This window comes from Arenimonas alkanexedens, from assembly GCF_054781355.1.
Window position 1 is genome coordinate 773,065 of the sequence record NZ_BAAGUO010000001.1, and the last position, 16,055, is coordinate 789,119.

Sequence of the window (16,055 nt, forward strand, 5' to 3'; positions counted from 1 at the left end):
GATCACGCGACACCGTGGGCGTGATTGTATGCTGGCACCGTTTTCAGCCCCGGCTTTCGATGACCCCTCATCTTTCCATCTCCCGCGCGCGACTGGCCCTGATCCTGGGCGGTCTGGCCATGTTCGGTCCGTTCTCGATCGACACCGTGTTCCCGGCCTTTCTGGTGATGGCGGCTGACCTGGGCGTGGGCAAGGTCGCGATGCAGCAGACCATCAGCGTTTACCTGGTCGGGTATGCGGCGATGTCGCTGTTCCATGGCCCGATTTCGGACGCCATCGGCAGGAAGAAAGTACTGCTGGCCGGTATTGCGATCTTTACCCTGGCTTCGGTCGGCGCCGCGCTGGCGACCGACCTGACGACGATGCTGGTCTACCGCGCGCTGCAGGGCCTGTCGGCCGGCGTGGGCATGATCGTGGGGCGGGCGGTGGTGCGCGACTGCCTGGACGGCGACGACGCGCAGCGGATGATGAGCCAGATATCCATGATCTTCGGCATCGCGCCGGCGATCGCGCCGGTGATCGGCGGCTGGATTCTGGGCTTCTCAAACTGGCACGGGATCTTCTGGTTCCTGGCGGGTTTCGGCGTGCTGCTGATGTTGCTCACGGCCTGGGGCCTGCCCGAGACGCATCCACCGGAACAAAGGGTGCCGCTGCATCCAGTCAGCCTGGCGCGCGACTACGGCACGATGCTGTCGAACCGCAGTTTTCGGCTGCTGACCTTGGTGGGTACCGCAAATTTCGGCGCACTCTTCCTGTACATCGCGTCGGCGCCGGCCTTCGTGATGGATCTCCTGGGCTTGGGCGAGCAGGGCTTCGTGTGGTTTTTCGCGCCGACCATCGGCGGCATGATGCTGGGCGCCTTCGCCAGCGGCCGCGCCGCCGGGCGGGTCAGCGGGCGCAAGCTGGTGGAGTGGGGTTTCCTGTGCTGCGGCGTCGCCGCCGTCTACAACATCGGCTACAACGTCCTTACTGACGCACCGTCCTTGCCTTGGGCGGTCCTGCCGACGGCCCTGGGGGCGTTCGGCATTGCGCTGGTGTTCCCGATCGTGACGCTGTCGATCCTGGACATGTACCCGCGCCAGCGCGGCAGTGCGTCCTCGATGCAGGCCTTCGTCAGCCTGGTCTCCAACGCGGCGATCGCCGGCTTGCTGTCACCCTTGGTCAGCCATAGCGGGCTGGCCCTGGCCTTGACCGCCTCCGCCTTTACCGCGGTCGCCTACGCCCTGTGGCGCTGGTACCTGGCCCACGGCGCGCGCCAGGCGCGCTCAGTCGACGCGATACGCTGAGCGAAGCAGTTCCTGAAAGTGATGAACGGCGTTTTCGCGCAGCGGGTTGAGCCTGCCCGGCACGTACGAACCTGAAGCCAGTCCGCGCTGGACGTGCTCGCAAATTTCGATGTCTTCGTCCTGCACCTGGTGCGCGAAATCATGGTCGGCCTGGTGCCGGCCCGCGGCGTCATCGCCGGGCGCGTAGTAGTAGTCGAACTCGACGATGCAGCGGTCGACGCCCAGCGGCAGCACGCGATTGGACTGCAGCCGCCCGGGCAGCAGGTTGAGCATCGTATTGGGATAGATGAAGTAGTAAACCGCGTCGCCGTCACCGTAGAGACCGGCGTCACTGGCCAACGGGCTGTACTGATAGGAGAACCAGTCGCCGCACTCGGTCACGTATTGCCGGTAATCGAGCAGGCTGTTCAGGCCGGGATGGATATGCGGGACGTGGTAGCCCTCGAGATAGTTGTCGCAGTAGACCTTCCAGTTGCAGGCCACTTCGTAACGGAAGCGCCGGTGGAAGATGAAATCCTTGGGGGACAGGCCGCGCAGCGGACCATCGAGGCCGCGGCTGAAGTCCGCGAAGGACACCGCGCCGTCGCCGGCCACGAACACCAGGCCTTGCCAGGTGTCCACGCGCAGCTCCGGCAGCCGTACTTCTGCGAGTACGAAATCCTCGGTGGCCTGCATTTCCGGCGCGCTGCGCAGCACGCCGTCGAGCGTATAGGTCCAGCCGTGGTACTTGCAGCGCAGCACCTTGGCGCCTTTGCCGTCGCAGGTGGCGAGTGGGCCGGCACGATGTCGGCAGACGTTGTGGAAGGCGCGCAGGCGACCCTCGGTGTCGCGGATCACCACGACCGGGATACCGCCAACATCGGTGACCACGTGGTCGCCGGCCGCGGCCAGCGCCGTCTCGTGGCCGACCAACTGCCAGCTGCGGGCGAACACGGCCTCGCGGTCGCGCCGGACCATGTCGTCGCCGGTATAGAACGCCGCGTCGAGCGACAGCGCGTGCGACAAGGCTTGCGGGGCGAGGGCGTCAGGCAGGCGAGGGTTCATGACGGAATTCTGTAGGAGGGCCTTCAGGCCCGAAGCTCTTGGCCGTAGGTAGGAGGGCCTTCAGGCCCGAAGCTCTTGGCCGTAGGTAGGAGGGCCTTCAGGCCCGAAGCTCTTGGCCGAAAAGCTTCGGGCCTGAAGGCCCTCCTACCTGGCCGGGGCTTTCGCCCCGGCCTTGGGATCAGGACTTGGCGGCTTCCCAACCGCAGGTCTTGCCCTCGTTCTGTTCCTGCAGCCAGGTCTGCAGCGGCGCGAAGTATTCAAGCACCGCCGAGGCGTCCATCTGCTCGCCGCCGGTCAGTTCCTTCATCGTCTGCTGCCAGGGCTGGCTGGCGCCGCGCTCCATCATCGCCCAGTAGCGCTTGCCGGCTTCCGGGTTGTTGGCGAAGCTGCAGGTGTACAGCGGGCCGGTGTGGCCCGAGGCATCGCACAGCGACTTGTAGAACTGGAACTGCAGGATGTGCGACAGGAAGTAGCGCGTGTAGGGCGTGTTGCCCGGCACGTGGTACTTGGCGCCGGCGTCGAAGAACTCTTCGCCGCGCGGGCCGCCGGCCGGGGCCACGCCCTGGTACTTCGCCTTGAGCTCCCACCAGGCCGCGTTGTAGCGGTCCGGCGCGATCGAGCCGTCGAACACGCCCCAGCGCCACTGGTCGATCATCAGGCCGAAGGGCAGGAAGGCGACCTTGGCCAGCGCCATGCGCATCTGCGAGTTGATCACGGCTTCCTGGCTGACGGCCGGCTTGTCCACCAGGCCGATGGACGCAAGGTAGTCCGGCGTCATCGACAGCACGATGGTGTCGCCGATGGCTTCGTGGAAGCCATCGTGCGCGCCGGTCTGGAACATCGGCGGCTGGCCCTTGTAAGCCAGGTAGTAATAGATGTGGCCGAGCTCGTGGTAGATGGTGGTCAGCTCTTCCTCGTTGGCCTTGATGCACATCTTGATGCGCACGTCGGAGGCATCCGAGTTCATCTGCCAGGCGCTGGCATGGCAGACCACGTCGCGGTCGCGCGGCTGCACCAGCATGGACTGCTCGTAAAAGCTTTCCGGCAGGGCCGGCATGCCCAGGCCGGTGTAGAAGCTCTCGGCCAGCTTGGTCATGCGCGTGGCCATCTCGACATCGGCCTTGCGTTCGAATTCGACCTGCTGCGAGGCGGTCAGCTTGCCCATGCCGCCGGCGTTGGACACCATCTCGGAAAGGATCGCGTCACGCTGCTTCTGCAGTGCGGTGTTGATATCCAGGCTGCCCACGCCCTGGTATGGCTCGAGCAGCGGCCACAGGCTGCCCCAGTCCTGCTGCCACAGGTTGCCGGTGAGATGGGCCGGGATCATGCCGTCAACCTGGCCCTGCGCGCCGTACTTCTCCACCAGCTTCTCGCGGGTGTAGCACTGCAGCTGTTCGTACAGCGGCTGCACCTGGCCCCAGAGACGGTCGGCCTCGGCCTTGAACTCGTCGGCCGGCATGTCGTAGCCCGCGCGCCAGACGTCGCCGGTGTTGGCGAAGCCCATTTCGGTGGCGCCCTGGTTGGTCAGTTCAACGAAGCGCTGGTAATCCTTGCGGATCGGCTGGGCGATGGTGTGCCAGCCTTCCCAGGCAGCTTTCATTTCTTCGTAGCTGCTGCCCTGGGTGTCGGCGAGGATCGCGGACACCTGGCCGATGTCCTTGCAGTCGTCGCCCACGCACCATTTGCCGGCGCCATAGGTGGCGCCCATGCGGCTGGCGATGTCGGCCAGCTCTTTGAGCTTGGCCGGGTCGCGCGGGGCGGGCATCGAGGCGCTGACCTTGAGCAGGTGCAGGGCCCGCGCCGTGGCGGGTGACAGACCTTCGGCGTCGTAGGTCTTGGCCTGCTCGACGAAGGCGTTGTTGGTGGCCAGCCAACGCTCGTTGGCGGCCGCTTCCAGGCGCTGGCTGTCGGGGCTGATGAACGTGGCGCCCAGCCAGGCGGCGGAGGTCATCTCCGGCGTCATGTCCTTGACCGTGGTGTTGACGCGCGCCACGAAGGCGTCGGCATCTTCGGTCGAAGCGGCGGGGGCACCGGGCTTGCCGGCGGCGGCCTGGTCGGGGTCGGACTTGGAGCAGCCGGCCGCGAGCAGCAGGCTGGTGGAGATGGCGAGCGCCAGCAGGGCGCGTTGGGATTTCACGGGGAAGGCTCCGGTTTCTGGTCGGGATGCTCTGCTCGGGGCAGGGTTCCGGCAGGCTAGACCCCTCACCAAAGCGGCGCAAGCGCAGCCTGTAGGAGGGCCTTCAGGCCCGAAGCTTTTGGCGGAGAGCTTCGGGCCTGAAGGCCCTCCTACAAGGGGAGGAGCTGGCGTTCGGCGAGGAAGGCGAAGGCGTCTTCGGCGTCGCGCTCGAACCAGGCTCGCGCCGAACCCAGTCGAAAGCTGTAGCCCCAGGCGTCCATGTCGGCCATCAGGCGGTCGCGGCCGACGCCGGGCAGTTCGTCGGCCAGCAGGATCTGCAGGCAGCAGGCGGCGTCCTCTTCGGGAACCGAGTCGGTGGCGTTGGTGTGGACCGCGGCGCGACGCTCGGCCGGCATCACGATCAGGTGGCAGGCCTCGTGCAGCAGCGAGTGCACGGGCGTGTCGGGGCGGGCGAAGACCTCGGTGCCGATCAGGCCCGCTTCACACTCGCCCCAGTAACTGCCGGGGATGGTGTCCCCGGCAGCCACCGGTACCAGGCGCAGCCCGTGCCGGGCCAGCAGCGCCGCCGGGGCGGCGAAGCCGATGTCGGCCAGGGTCAGCACCGGTCAGCCGTTGGCGGCAGGCGTAGCCTTGTCCGGCAGCGCGACCGAGATATCGAGCAGGTCGTTGTCGCCGTCCTTGTGCAAGTCCACCTTCACCGCATCGGCGTCGACGTTGATGTACTTGCGGATCACGTCCAGCAGCTCGCGCTGCAGCAGCGGCAGGTAGTCGGGCGCGCCGCGCATCGAACGCTCCTGCTGGATCAGGATCTGCAGGCGGCTCTTGGCGACGTTGGCGGTGTTCTTGTGGCGCTGGGTGAGGAAGTCAAGAATTCCCATGATTCAACCCCCGAACATCTTGGAGAAGAAACCTTTCTTCTCGACCGTGGTGAAACGCATCGGGCGGTCTTCGCCCAGGATGCGGGCGACGGCATCGGTGTAGGCCTGGCCGGCAGGTGAGGTCTCGTCCAGGATCACCGGCACGCCGGCGTTGGAGCTCTGCAGTACTTCCGGCGACTCCGGGATCACGCCCACCACGTCGAGGCCGAGGATTTCCTGCACGTCTCCGATCGAGAGCATGTCGCCGGCCTCCACGCGTTTGGGGCTGTAGCGGGTAAGCAGCAGGTGTTCCTGCACGCGTTCGCCCTTCTCGGCCTTGCGGGTCTTGGAGGCCAGCAGGCCGAGGATGCGGTCGGAGTCGCGCACCGAGGACACTTCCGGGTTCACCACGACCACGGCGCGGTCGGCGAAATACATCGCCAGGTACGCGCCTTTCTCGATGCCGGCGGGGGAGTCGCAGACGATGAAGTCGAAGCCGTCATCGGCCAGTGCCTTGAGCACCTTCTCGACGCCTTCCAGGGTCAGCGCATCCTTGTCGCGGGTCTGCGAAGCGGCCAGCACGAACAGGTTGTCGAAGCGCTTGTCCTTGATCAGGGCCTGCTTGAGGTTGGCTTCGTCATTGACGACGTTGACGAAGTCGTAAACCACCCGACGTTCGCAGCCCATGATCAGGTCCAGGTTGCGCAGGCCGACGTCGAAGTCTATGACGGCGGTCTTTTTGCCGGCCTTGGCCAGCCCGCAGGCGATGCTGGCGCTGGTGGTGGTCTTGCCGACGCCGCCCTTGCCCGAGGTGACCACGATGATTTCAGCCAATGTTCTTCTCCGTAACGATGCGCTTTGGTGGCGCTTATGATGGGGTTTCAGTCGAGCTGTTCGATGCGCAGCTTGTCATTGTCCAGCCAGATCTGCACGGCCTTGCCCAGCAGTTCCTTGGGAATCTCCTCCAGCACCTTGTAGTGCCCGGCCACGGCGACCAGCTCTGCGTGGAATTCACGGCAGAAGATGCGTGCCGAGGCCAGGCCGCCGGCGCCGGCGAGGGCGCGGCCGCGCAAGGCCCCGTACACGTGGATGGAGCCGTCGGCGATCACCTCGGCGCCGGCGCCGACCGTGGCGCAGACCGTGAGGTCGCGGTCCTGGGCGTAGACCTGCTGGCCCGAGCGGACCGGGTGCACGTGCATCAGGCCGGGTTCGGCCGCGCGGGCCGGAGCCGGTGCGGCGGCGGGCGCGGCGGCCGGAGCCGGTTCGGCAGGGGCCCGGCGCAGCGCCGGCTCGGCCTCGCCGTCGCGCTCGTAGGCGGCGCGGAACTTGGCCAGCAGCGGCAGGCCAACTGCCTGGGACAGCTCGTCCATGTCGCGGGTGCCGTAGGCCAGGGCCACCGGCAGCACGCCGGCGGCGCGCAGGGCTTCGATCACGGCACCGGTCTGCGCAGCGTCCGGGCAGCGGCTCAGGCCGCCGAGGTCAAGCACGACGGCGGCGCGGGCGAACAGCTTCGGCGCGCGCTGCACGCGCTCGGCCATTTCGGCGCCCAGTCGCTCGGGGTCGAGCGTGCGCACGCGCAGGTTGGCGATGCCGACCTGGCCGAACTTGAGTTCGCCGGCCTGTTCGTAATCCATCGGGGGGGTGGCCATGCTCAGGTTCCCGTCGCCAGGGGGGCGCGGCGGCCGGGCAGGGCCCGTGCCTGCAGCCAGGGCTGGTCTGGAAGCCCGGTGCCGTAGGTCTGCTGCACGAAGGGATAACTGCACATTTCCTTGGTCAGCATCGAAACCCGGATGTCGGTGCCGGGCATGACCTGTTGACCGACCTCGCGGAAACCGAAGCTGCCGTGGAAGAGCAGGGCCGGGTCGTTGCCAGACTGCAGGAAGACCTCGCAGCAAAGCTGCGGCCAGCGCAGTTCGGCAAAGCTCTGAACGTCGGCGTAGAAGGCACGGCCGCGGCCGCCGCCGCGGCGGGGCCGGGCGATCACGATGCGGTCGATGTACAGGAAGCGCGGCTGACGCTCCTTGAACCAGGCGAAGTTCGGGCTGTCGTGAGGCGCGTCCTGCGACAGGGCCACCAGGAAGCCGGTGATCTGGCCGTCCTGTTCGGCGACGCGGAAGTATTCGGCATACTCCCAGAAGAATCGTGCCTTGGTGGCATCCATCTGCAGGATGGACGGCCCGGCCGCATTGTTCAGGGCAAGTACGGAATCCAGCTCGTGCTCTCGCACGTCGCGGATGGTGATCGGCATTGTCTTTGGGACTCCGATGGCGTGGGGGCCGCGGGCGAGAGGCGCTGGCGGGCGATCGGGGCGGGATTATCGCACGGGCGCCGTCCCCGGGGGCGGTGCCGGAAAATCGTTGCCCGGGCATGACTTCCGGGGTGGAACGGCGCTGCGTTCGCCGGCCTATGATGCCGGGATGCTCAACCGACTCTCCCACACCCAGCTGCTGCGCTACTCCGGCCTGTTCACCTGGGCGGTCGTCGGCATTCCGGTGGTGGCGCTGACCTGGTACTTCCCCGCGATCGAAGCCACCGAGTCCGGCCCATCCATCCTCAACCCCGGCCTGCTGGTGCTCATCCTGGCCTATGGTGCGTTCGGGCTGATCTATTGGCAGATGACCCGGGCCCTGGGCCTGCGCAAGCGCCGGCTGGCCGACATCGTGCTGCTGGCGGCGCTGACGGTGTCGGCCATCGTGGTCAGCTACCAGACCGGCAGCGGTGTCGGCGCGGTGCTGATGATGATCATCGCCGGCGTCATCCCCTGGCTGGTGCCGCTGCGGGTCGGCGTGCTCTGGCTGGTGCTCCAGCACGCGGCCCTGGTGCCCATTTTCAGCAAGATGGAGGGTTTCACCCCCGGGTTCGCGGTGCTGCAGGCGATGACCTACGTGGGCTATTCCAGCTTTGCGATGGTGATCGGCCTGGTCGCTCGCCGCCAGGCTGAAGCCCGCGAGGAGCAGCGGCGCCTGAACTCCGAACTGCGCGCCACCCGCGCGCTGCTGGCCGAGAGTTCGCGAATGAGCGAGCGGGTGCGGATCTCCCGCGAGCTGCACGATCTGCTCGGCCACCATCTCACCGCCTTGAGCCTCAACCTGGAAGTCGCTGGCCACCTCACCGAGGGCCGCGCCCAGGAACACGTGCGCCAGAGCCACACCCTGGCCAAACTCCTGCTCACCGACGTGCGTGAAGCGGTGAGCGAGATGCGCGACGAAGGCGCGATCGACCTCAGCGGCGCCATTCGCACCCTGGTCGAGGGCGTGCCCGCGCTGGACATCCGGCTGGATCTGGCCGAGCCGCTCTCCATCGAAGACCCGGAGCGCGCCCATGTGCTGCTGCGCTGCACCCAGGAAATCATCACCAATGCCGTGCGCCATGCCGGTGCCTCGACGCTGTGGCTGAGCATCACCCGCGACCTGCGGGAGGCCCGGATACAGGCCCGCGACGACGGCCGCGGAGTCGACGGCGAAACCTTGCCCGGAAACGGGCTGCGCGGTATCCGCGAACGCCTGGGCGCCTACGGCGGCCGGGTGGATATCATCACCGGGCGCGGGCAGGGTTTCGCGCTCGACATCCGTTTGCCCTTGGAGAACGCCGCATGATCCGTGTCTGCCTGGTCGACGACCAGACCCTGGTGCGCCAGGGCGTGAAATCCCTGCTTGAGTTGGCCGATGGCATCGAGGTGGTTGCCGAGGCCGGCGACGGCCGCCAGGCGGTCGAGCTGATCCCGCAAATCAAGCCCGACGTCGTCCTGATGGACATGCGCATGCCGGTGATGTCCGGCCTCGAGGCGCTGCAGGCGCTGACCGCCCAGGGCCAGCTGCCGCCGACCATCATCCTGACCACCTTCGACGACGATCAGCTGGTGCTGGCGGGAATCCGCGCCGGCGCGCGCGGCTACCTGCTCAAGGATGTGTCCCTGGACCAGCTGGTGAATGCCATCCAGACCGTGGCCCAGGGCGGGTCGCTGGTGCAGCCGGCCGTGACCCAGCGCCTGCTGTCCGGACTGGAGGGCCTCCAGAACGAATTCGTCAGCCTGGAACAGCCGGATCCGCTGACCGATCGCGAGACCGAGATCCTGCGCCTGATGGCCGGCGGCTTCTCCAACAAGGAGATCGCCAATTCGCTCGGCGTGGCGGAGGGGACGGTCAAGAACCACGTCTCCAACATCCTGTCCAAGCTGGGCGTGCGTGACCGCACCCGGGCCGTTCTCAAAGCCTTCGAACTCAAGCTGGTATAAGGCCTGAGACCCCGCCCGGTGCGGGGTTTGCGACGATTTCCGGTCGCCCCCTGCCGGGCGGCTGGCTGACCTGTTATCCTCCCGGCTTCCTGCGATTGGGCATGTGGACCAGTCGAGGGCCGTTCCTGGAGAGCTTCCGAATGACCCGAGTTATTGAGTGGATTATTTCCCTGCTGATCGTCCTCGCCCTGTTCGTGGTGATCGGCTTGTTCCTGCCTGCTACGCGCACTGTTTCGCACTCGGTCGAGACCAATCGCCCGATGTCGACCGTGAACGACATTCTCAGCGGCTTCACCCGGTTCAAGGACTGGAATGCGCTGATCAACCACGACCCGCGCATGCAGCTCACCACCTCCGGTCCCGAGACCGGCGTCGGCGCCGCGCTCGCGTTCAGCTCCAGCCAGCATTCGATTGGCCAGGGCACGTGGGAGATCGTCGAGGTGGTTCCGGGCGAGAAGATCGTCTATGCGATCGACACGCCGGACCGTGGCTCGAACAAGCGCATGACCTTCCGCTTTGAGCGGACCGGCCAGCGCAACCAGAACATCGAGATCACCCAGCGCTACACGGTGGACTACGGTTGGGACCTGCTGGGTCGCTATTCCGGCACCCTGTACGTGAACAGCGAAGTCGGCGCCGACATCAAGCGCGGCCTGACCAAGCTCAGCAACCTGCTGACCACCATTCCGCGCTTCGACTACAGCAACCATGAGCCTGGCTTCGAGATTGTCGAGCTGCCGGCCCAGAACGTGCTGCTGGTCACCACCGCCGCCAAGCGCGCCAATGACGACATCGCCCTGGCGATGACGAACCAGCGCAAGTGGATCGACCAGGTGATGGAGAAGAACGAGCTCGAGGCCGCTGGCCCGATGCGAATCGTCACCAACGAGTTCGGTTCCGATACCTATGGTTTCGACGTCGTCGTGCCGATCCGTCGCAAGGGCACGGGTCCGGCCGAAGTCGCCGGCGACGCCGTCGAGGGTGAGGAAGCCGAGGCCGCCGAGGCCGTGGCCGACGTCGCCCCGGTGCTCGACCCGAACGCGCCGTTGGAAACGTTCGACGTCAAGGTCGAGGGTCCGGTCGTTTACGCCCAGATTCCTGCTACGCGTGCCGCCAAGACCACCTACACCGGTCCGTCGCCGGGTCTGGCCCGCATCCGTGACCTGATCCGCGCCTGGGCGCTGGTCCGCGGCCATGAGCCTACCGATCGCCCGTACGAGGAGTACCTGGGCGAGATCAAGGACATGCTGGCCGAGGACGCGGAGTTCAACGCTTACTGGCCGATCCGGATCGAGGGCGCCGATGCCCCGGCTCCGCGCGTGATCGCGCCGCTGCCTGAGCAGGAAGGTGACGCCGCTCCGCCGGCGGATGCCGACGAGGCCGAGGCCGAGCCCGAGGCGGTCGCCGCCTAAGCAACAACACCGCAGGGCGGGCCGAGTGCCCGCCCTGTCGTTTCCGGTGTTCCTGGGCCGGCAGCCCGACGAAACCGTAGCCAGCGAGACCGCACCCGATGATCGAGGCACACGCCCTGCACAAGCGCTACGGCCGCCTGCTGGCCGTGGACGGCATCAGCTTCAAGGTCGAGCCCGGCGAAGTGCTCGGCTTCCTTGGCCCAAACGGGGCCGGCAAGTCCACCACCATGAAAATGATCGCCGGATTCCTGGCGCCTACGTCCGGTACCGCGAAAGTCTGCGGCCACGACGTACAGGCCCAGCCGATGGCCGCGCGGCGCGCGTTGGGCTATTTGCCCGAGGGCGCTCCCGGCTATGGCGAAATGTCGCCCGGTGGCTTCCTCGGTTTCATTGCTGACGTACGTGGCCTGAGCGGTGCCCACCGCCGCGAGCGGTTGGCGTCGGTGCTGGGGCGGCTGTCGCTGGAAGACGTGCTGCACCAGCCGATAGACACGCTGTCGAAGGGCTTCAAGCGTCGCGTCGGCCTGGCGGCCGCGATCCTGCATGATCCGCCCGCCTTGATCCTCGACGAGCCCACCGACGGCCTCGACCCGAACCAGAAGCACGAGGTGCGCGGTCTGATCCGGGAGCTGGCGCGCGAGCGCACCGTGCTGCTTTCCACCCATATTCTCGAGGAGGTCGAGGCGGTTTGCAGTCGCGCCATGATCGTCGCGCGCGGCAAGGTGCTTGCCGACGCGACGCCGGCCGAACTGCTGGCGCGCTCGCGCTTCCAGGGCGCGGTGTCGCTGCTGGCCAACGACAGCATCGCCGCGCGCGCCGCGCTCGACGGCATGCCCGGCGTCAGTGGCTTCCACCAAGATCCTGCCGATGGTCGCCTGTATGTGTTCCCGCAGGGCCGGCCGGTCACCGCCGACGCCGTGGCCGACCGGCTGCGCCAGCGTGGCGTGGTTTACAGCGGACTGCAGCCCGAGCGCGGCCGGCTCGACGAAGTCTTCCGGCGAATCACTACCGGGGAGGGCAAGGCATGAGCGCGCTGCTGTCCGTCTTCCGGCGCGAGTTCGCCAGCTATTTCGCCACGCCGCTGGCGGCGGTGTTCCTGGTCATCTTCCTGGTGCTTGCCGGTGCGTTCACCTTCTACCTCGGCGGCTTTTATGAGGCGGGGCAGGCCGACCTGCAGCCTTTCTTCCGCTTCCACCCCTGGCTCTACCTGCTGCTGGCGCCCGCGGTGGCGATGCGGCTGTGGGCCGAGGAGCGCAAGTCCGGCACGCTCGAGTTGCTGCTGACGCTGCCGCTGGCGCTTTGGCAGGCGGTGCTGGGGAAGTTCCTGGCCGCCTGGGCTTTCCTGGGACTGGCGCTGGCGTTGACCTTCCCGATGTGGATCACCGTGGCCTGGCTCGGTGATCCCGACCACGGCGTCATCTTCGCGGGCTACCTGGGCAGCTGGCTGATGGCGGGCGCCTTCCTGGCGATCGGCAGCGCACTGTCGGCCGCCACCCGCAGCCAGGTGGTTGCTTTCATCCTGACCGTGGTGGTTTGCCTGTTGCTGTTGCTGGCGGGCTTCCCGATGGCGCTGGACCTGGTCCGCGGCTGGGCACCACAGGCCTGGGTCGATGCCTTCGCGGGACTGAGCTTCCTGACTCATTTCCAGGCGATCAGCCGCGGCGTGCTGGACCTGCGCGACGTGGTTTTCTTCCTGCTCTGTATCGCGGCCTGGCTGGCGGCGACCGTGCTGGTGATCGACCTCAAGAAGGCCGACTGACGCCATGAAAAAACTTTCCCGACGCTCCGCCCCTTTGCTCGCCCTGGGCTTGCTGGCCCTGGGTTTCGTCGCCTTGGTGGCGCTGAATTCGGTGCTGCTGCGCGGCGCTCGCCTCGACCTGACCGAAAAGCGCCTGTACACCCTGTCCGAAGGCACCCGGAACATCCTCGGTCGGGTCGAAGAGCCGGTGCGGCTGAAGCTTTACTACTCCGAACACGCCACCCGCGACCTGCAGCAGTTCCGCGTCTTCGCCACCCGCGTGCGCGAACTGCTCGAGGAAGTCGCCGCCCGCAGCGCCGGCCAGGTGACGCTGGAAGTCATTGATCCGGAGCCGTTCTCGGAGGCCGAGGACCAGGCCGACGCCTATGGCCTGCAGTCGATCCCGCTGGGCACCAGCGGCGACAAGCTGTTCTTCGGCCTGGTGGGGCTCAACAGCACCGACGGCGAGACGGTGATGCCCTTCATCCAGCCGGACAAGGAAGCCTTCCTCGAATACGACGTTGCCAAGCTCATTTCCACGCTCAGCATCGACCGCCAGCCGGTGGTGGCGCTGATCAGCGGCCTGCCGATCGGGCCGACGCTGGATCCGGCGGGCCGCAATCGTCCGGGCTGGGTGGTGGACCGACAGATCACCGAGCTGTTCGAGCTGCGTCGCCTGCAGGGCAATCCCAGCGTGATCGCCGACGACGTGGACCTGCTGATGCTGGTGCACCCAAAAGAGCTGCCCGAGCAAACGCTTTACGCCATCGACCAGTTCGTGATGCGCGGCGGCCGCCTGCTGGTCTTTGTCGACCCGGATTCGGAAGCCGACGAGTCGGCGATCGATCCGCTGGATCCGCTGTCGGTGGCCATCCCGCGCAGCTCGGACCTGCCGAGCTTGTTCCAGGCTTGGGGCATCCAGTTCGACCCGACCCGGCTGGTGCTCGACGACAAGCATGCGCTGCAGGTGCAGCCCGATCCGAACGGCCTGCCCGTACGCCACCTGGCCGTGCTGGGCCTGGGTCGCGATGCCCTGAACGCGGACGACGTGGTCACCGGCGAGCTTGAGACCCTGAATTTCTCCAGCGCCGGCGCTTTGGGCTTGAGTCGCGACTCGAGCCTGGTCATGGACGCGCTGGCCCAGAGTTCCAGCGCCTCGGCGCTCGGCGACGTCAGCGCCGTACGCGACGCCAGCGCGGATCCCGACCAGCTGCGCAAGAATTTCCGTGCCGGCGGCCAGCCCCACGTTATCGCCGCGCGCTTCACCGGCCCCCTGGTCAGCGCTTTCGCCGATCGCAGCGACGACCAGCACCTGGCCCAGAGTCGTGAGCCGGTGAATCTTGTCATCGTCGCCGACACCGACGTGCTGGCGGACCGGATGTGGGTGCAGGTGAATGAATTCCTGGGCCAGCCGGTCTACAACCCCTTCGCCAGCAACGGCGACTTCGTCTACAACGCCGTGGACAACCTGGTCGGCAACGCCGATCTGATCGGGGTACGCACCCGCGCCACGGCGGCGCGACCCTTCGAGCGCGTCGCCGCCCTGCGTCGCAGCGCCGAGCAGCGCTACCGCAGCAGCGAGCAGCGGCTGCAGCAGCAGCTTGATGGACTCGAGCAACAGTTGGCCGCCCTGCAGCAGCCTGGCGCAGACGGCCAGGCGCAGGCGCTGAGCCCGCAGCAGCAGGCCGAGATACTCCGCTTCCAGGACGAGAAGCTGCGCATGCGCAAGGAGCTGCGCGATGTGCAGCATCGCCTCAATGCCGATATCGAGTCACTTGGCGATCGTCTGAAGCTGATCAACATCTTCGCCATGCCGGCGCTGGTGATCCTGCTGGCGCTGGGGCTGACCTGGCGCCGCTGGTCGCGCCGCCGCGCGGCGGAGGCCTGAGCCATGCGCTTGAGGCACCTGGCCGCTGTGGCGGTGGTAGTGGCCGGCCTGGCCGGCGCCGCCTGGTGGCTGCTCGATCGCCAAGCCCAGGGTGACGAGACCGCGCCCGGACTGGCGCTGCCTGGCCTGGCCGGGCGGATCGAGGCCATCGACACCATTGAAGTGCGCGGCGCCGGCGCCGCGGTGCTGGTGCGCATCGAGAAGCAGGACGGCACCTGGCGCATGCCGGCTCGCGACGGCTGGCCGGCCAACCAGCGCGAAGTCAGCCGCGCCCTGTTCCGACTGGGCCAGGCCCGGCGCATCGAACCCAAGACCCGCAATCCGGCGCTGCACGCGCGGCTGGGGGTCGAGGACATTGCTTCGCCCGAGGCCAAGGGCGCGCAGCTGTGGCTGTCGGGCGGCGGCGAGCCCGTGCAGTTGATCGTAGGCAACAACCATCCCTCGCTGGGCGGCAGCTATGTGCGCGTCGGCGACGAGGCCCAGGCCTGGCTGCTGGACGAAGACATCGGGCCCGCCCGCGAACCCACCGACTGGCTCGACCGCCGCCTGCTCGACGTGCCGATGGCGCGCATCCAGGAGGTTCGGGTGGCGCCGGTGGGCGGGCGCGCGTTCCGGCTCTCACGGGTCGAGGATCGCTTCAGCCTGGACGGTCAGCCGCCGGCGGCGATGACCGATCCCGATGCCGGCAACAGCACCGCCGGTTTCACCGACCAGCTGCCCTTCGACGATCTCGCTGTCGATGCCGGCGTGGCGGCGACCCAGGTCGCGGACTTCATCGGCGTAGATGGCGTGACCGTCCGCATCGCCGCCTGGCAGGATGCGCGCGGCACGTGGGCGCGACTCTCGGTGCGGCTGGACGAGGCCCTGGCCCTGGCTTGGTTTGGCAACACGGCCGATACCGTTGGCGATGTCGATCCAGACGCCGAGGCGGACGCCGACGCCCAAGCGGCTACTCCCGCACCGCCGGCCGAGCGTGTCGCGGGCCTGCGCCGTCAGGTGGATGCCTGGCAGGCGGGCTTTGAAGGCCGCCAGTTCCTGCTGCCGCCCTACAAAGCGGCGTCGCTGATGCGCAGCCGCAACGACTACCTGGCCGGCAGCCGGTGATCGCGTTTGGCCGCAGTCTGGCGGCCTTGGGCGCGCTGGCCTGCGCCCTCTCGGTCGGCCTGGGCGCCTACGCCAGCCACGGCCTGGCCGACACCGACGCGCAACGGGCCGGTCTGGCGGCGTTGTTCCTGTTCGGGCACGGATTGGCCCTGCTGGTGCTGTCCGGTCCCACCGCGTCGCGGCTGCGGCTGTGGGCGCTGGCGGCGCTGGCGCTGGGCCTGGCGCTGTTCGCCGGCAGCTTGCTGGGCGCCGTGTTCGTCGCCACGTCTACCGCGCTCGCGCCCGCTGGCGGTGTGCTGATGATGCTCGCCTGGCTTACGCTGGCGGGCGATGCCCTGCGTCCGCGAGGCTAGCG

General features: G+C 67.6%; 16 protein-coding genes. 9 read left to right on the top strand and 7 right to left on the bottom strand.

What is annotated here, in order from left to right; all coding sequences use genetic code 11:
* Positions 1-59: 59 nt before the first annotated feature.
* On the top strand, positions 60-1,286 hold the full coding sequence (locus tag ACYVGY_RS03610; protein ID WP_460456097.1) for a multidrug effflux MFS transporter: 1,227 nt from the start codon (positions 60-62) through the stop codon (positions 1,284-1,286).
* Here ACYVGY_RS03610 and ACYVGY_RS03615 read toward each other — a convergent pair.
* The 7 genes from ACYVGY_RS03615 to ACYVGY_RS03645 all read right to left on the bottom strand — a co-directional run bounded on the left by ACYVGY_RS03615 (position 1,266) and on the right by ACYVGY_RS03645 (position 7,572).
* On the bottom strand, positions 1,266-2,330 hold the full coding sequence (locus tag ACYVGY_RS03615; protein ID WP_460456098.1) for an aromatic ring-hydroxylating oxygenase subunit alpha: 1,065 nt from the start codon (positions 2,328-2,330) through the stop codon (positions 1,266-1,268). The genes ACYVGY_RS03610 and ACYVGY_RS03615 overlap by 21 nt on opposite strands.
* A 178-nt stretch (positions 2,331-2,508) precedes the next feature.
* Positions 2,509-4,467, bottom strand: a complete 1,959-nt coding sequence (locus ACYVGY_RS03620; protein WP_460456099.1) for a M2 family metallopeptidase — start codon at positions 4,465-4,467, stop codon at positions 2,509-2,511.
* A gap of 149 nt (positions 4,468-4,616) precedes the next feature.
* Positions 4,617-5,069: a hypothetical protein gene (locus ACYVGY_RS03625; protein WP_460456100.1), complete on the bottom strand. Its 453-nt coding sequence runs from the start codon at positions 5,067-5,069 to the stop codon at positions 4,617-4,619.
* Between the two features lie 3 nt (positions 5,070-5,072).
* Positions 5,073-5,345, bottom strand: a complete 273-nt coding sequence (gene minE, locus ACYVGY_RS03630) for a cell division topological specificity factor MinE (RefSeq protein ID WP_460456101.1) — start codon at positions 5,343-5,345, stop codon at positions 5,073-5,075.
* A 3-nt stretch (positions 5,346-5,348) separates the two neighbouring features.
* Positions 5,349-6,158, bottom strand: a complete 810-nt coding sequence (gene minD, locus ACYVGY_RS03635) for a septum site-determining protein MinD (protein WP_460456102.1) — start codon at positions 6,156-6,158, stop codon at positions 5,349-5,351.
* Positions 6,159-6,205: 47 nt separating this feature from the next.
* Complete coding sequence (gene minC / locus ACYVGY_RS03640) at positions 6,206-6,973, bottom strand: septum site-determining protein MinC (protein ID WP_460456103.1); 768 nt, start codon at positions 6,971-6,973, stop codon at positions 6,206-6,208.
* A gap of 2 nt (positions 6,974-6,975) precedes the next feature.
* Positions 6,976-7,572 carry a GNAT family N-acetyltransferase gene (locus ACYVGY_RS03645; protein WP_460456104.1) on the bottom strand — a complete coding sequence of 199 codons (597 nt, stop codon included), beginning with the start codon at positions 7,570-7,572 and terminating at the stop codon, positions 6,976-6,978.
* Positions 7,573-7,741: 169 nt separating this feature from the next.
* Between ACYVGY_RS03645 and ACYVGY_RS03650 the strand changes: the two genes are divergently transcribed.
* From ACYVGY_RS03650 to ACYVGY_RS03685, 8 genes are all read left to right on the top strand, one after another.
* Positions 7,742-8,920 (top strand): sensor histidine kinase, encoded by a 1,179-nt coding sequence (locus tag ACYVGY_RS03650; protein ID WP_460456105.1) that lies wholly within the window; start codon positions 7,742-7,744, stop codon positions 8,918-8,920.
* Complete coding sequence (locus ACYVGY_RS03655) at positions 8,917-9,558, top strand: response regulator (RefSeq protein ID WP_460456106.1); 642 nt, start codon at positions 8,917-8,919, stop codon at positions 9,556-9,558. Before ACYVGY_RS03650 ends, ACYVGY_RS03655 begins: the two co-directional genes overlap by 4 nt.
* Positions 9,559-9,698: 140 nt before the next feature.
* Positions 9,699-10,970, top strand: a complete 1,272-nt coding sequence (locus tag ACYVGY_RS03660; RefSeq protein WP_460456107.1) for an SRPBCC family protein — start codon at positions 9,699-9,701, stop codon at positions 10,968-10,970.
* A gap of 98 nt (positions 10,971-11,068) precedes the next feature.
* A complete protein-coding gene (locus ACYVGY_RS03665; RefSeq protein ID WP_460456108.1) occupies positions 11,069-11,998 on the top strand; it encodes an ABC transporter ATP-binding protein in 930 nt (309 codons plus the stop codon).
* Complete coding sequence (locus ACYVGY_RS03670; RefSeq protein ID WP_460456109.1) at positions 11,995-12,729, top strand: ABC transporter permease subunit; 735 nt, start codon at positions 11,995-11,997, stop codon at positions 12,727-12,729. The genes ACYVGY_RS03665 and ACYVGY_RS03670 overlap by 4 nt, the downstream gene beginning before the upstream one ends.
* 4 nt (positions 12,730-12,733) lie before the next feature.
* A complete protein-coding gene (locus ACYVGY_RS03675; protein WP_460456110.1) occupies positions 12,734-14,596 on the top strand; it encodes a GldG family protein in 1,863 nt (620 codons plus the stop codon).
* A 3-nt stretch (positions 14,597-14,599) separates the two neighbouring features.
* Positions 14,600-15,700, top strand: coding sequence for a DUF4340 domain-containing protein (locus ACYVGY_RS03680; protein ID WP_460456111.1), 1,101 nt, complete (start codon positions 14,600-14,602; stop codon positions 15,698-15,700).
* Positions 15,697-16,053, top strand: coding sequence for a DUF423 domain-containing protein (locus tag ACYVGY_RS03685; protein WP_460456112.1), 357 nt, complete (start codon positions 15,697-15,699; stop codon positions 16,051-16,053). Before ACYVGY_RS03680 ends, ACYVGY_RS03685 begins: the two co-directional genes overlap by 4 nt.
* Positions 16,054-16,055 lie beyond the last annotated feature (2 nt).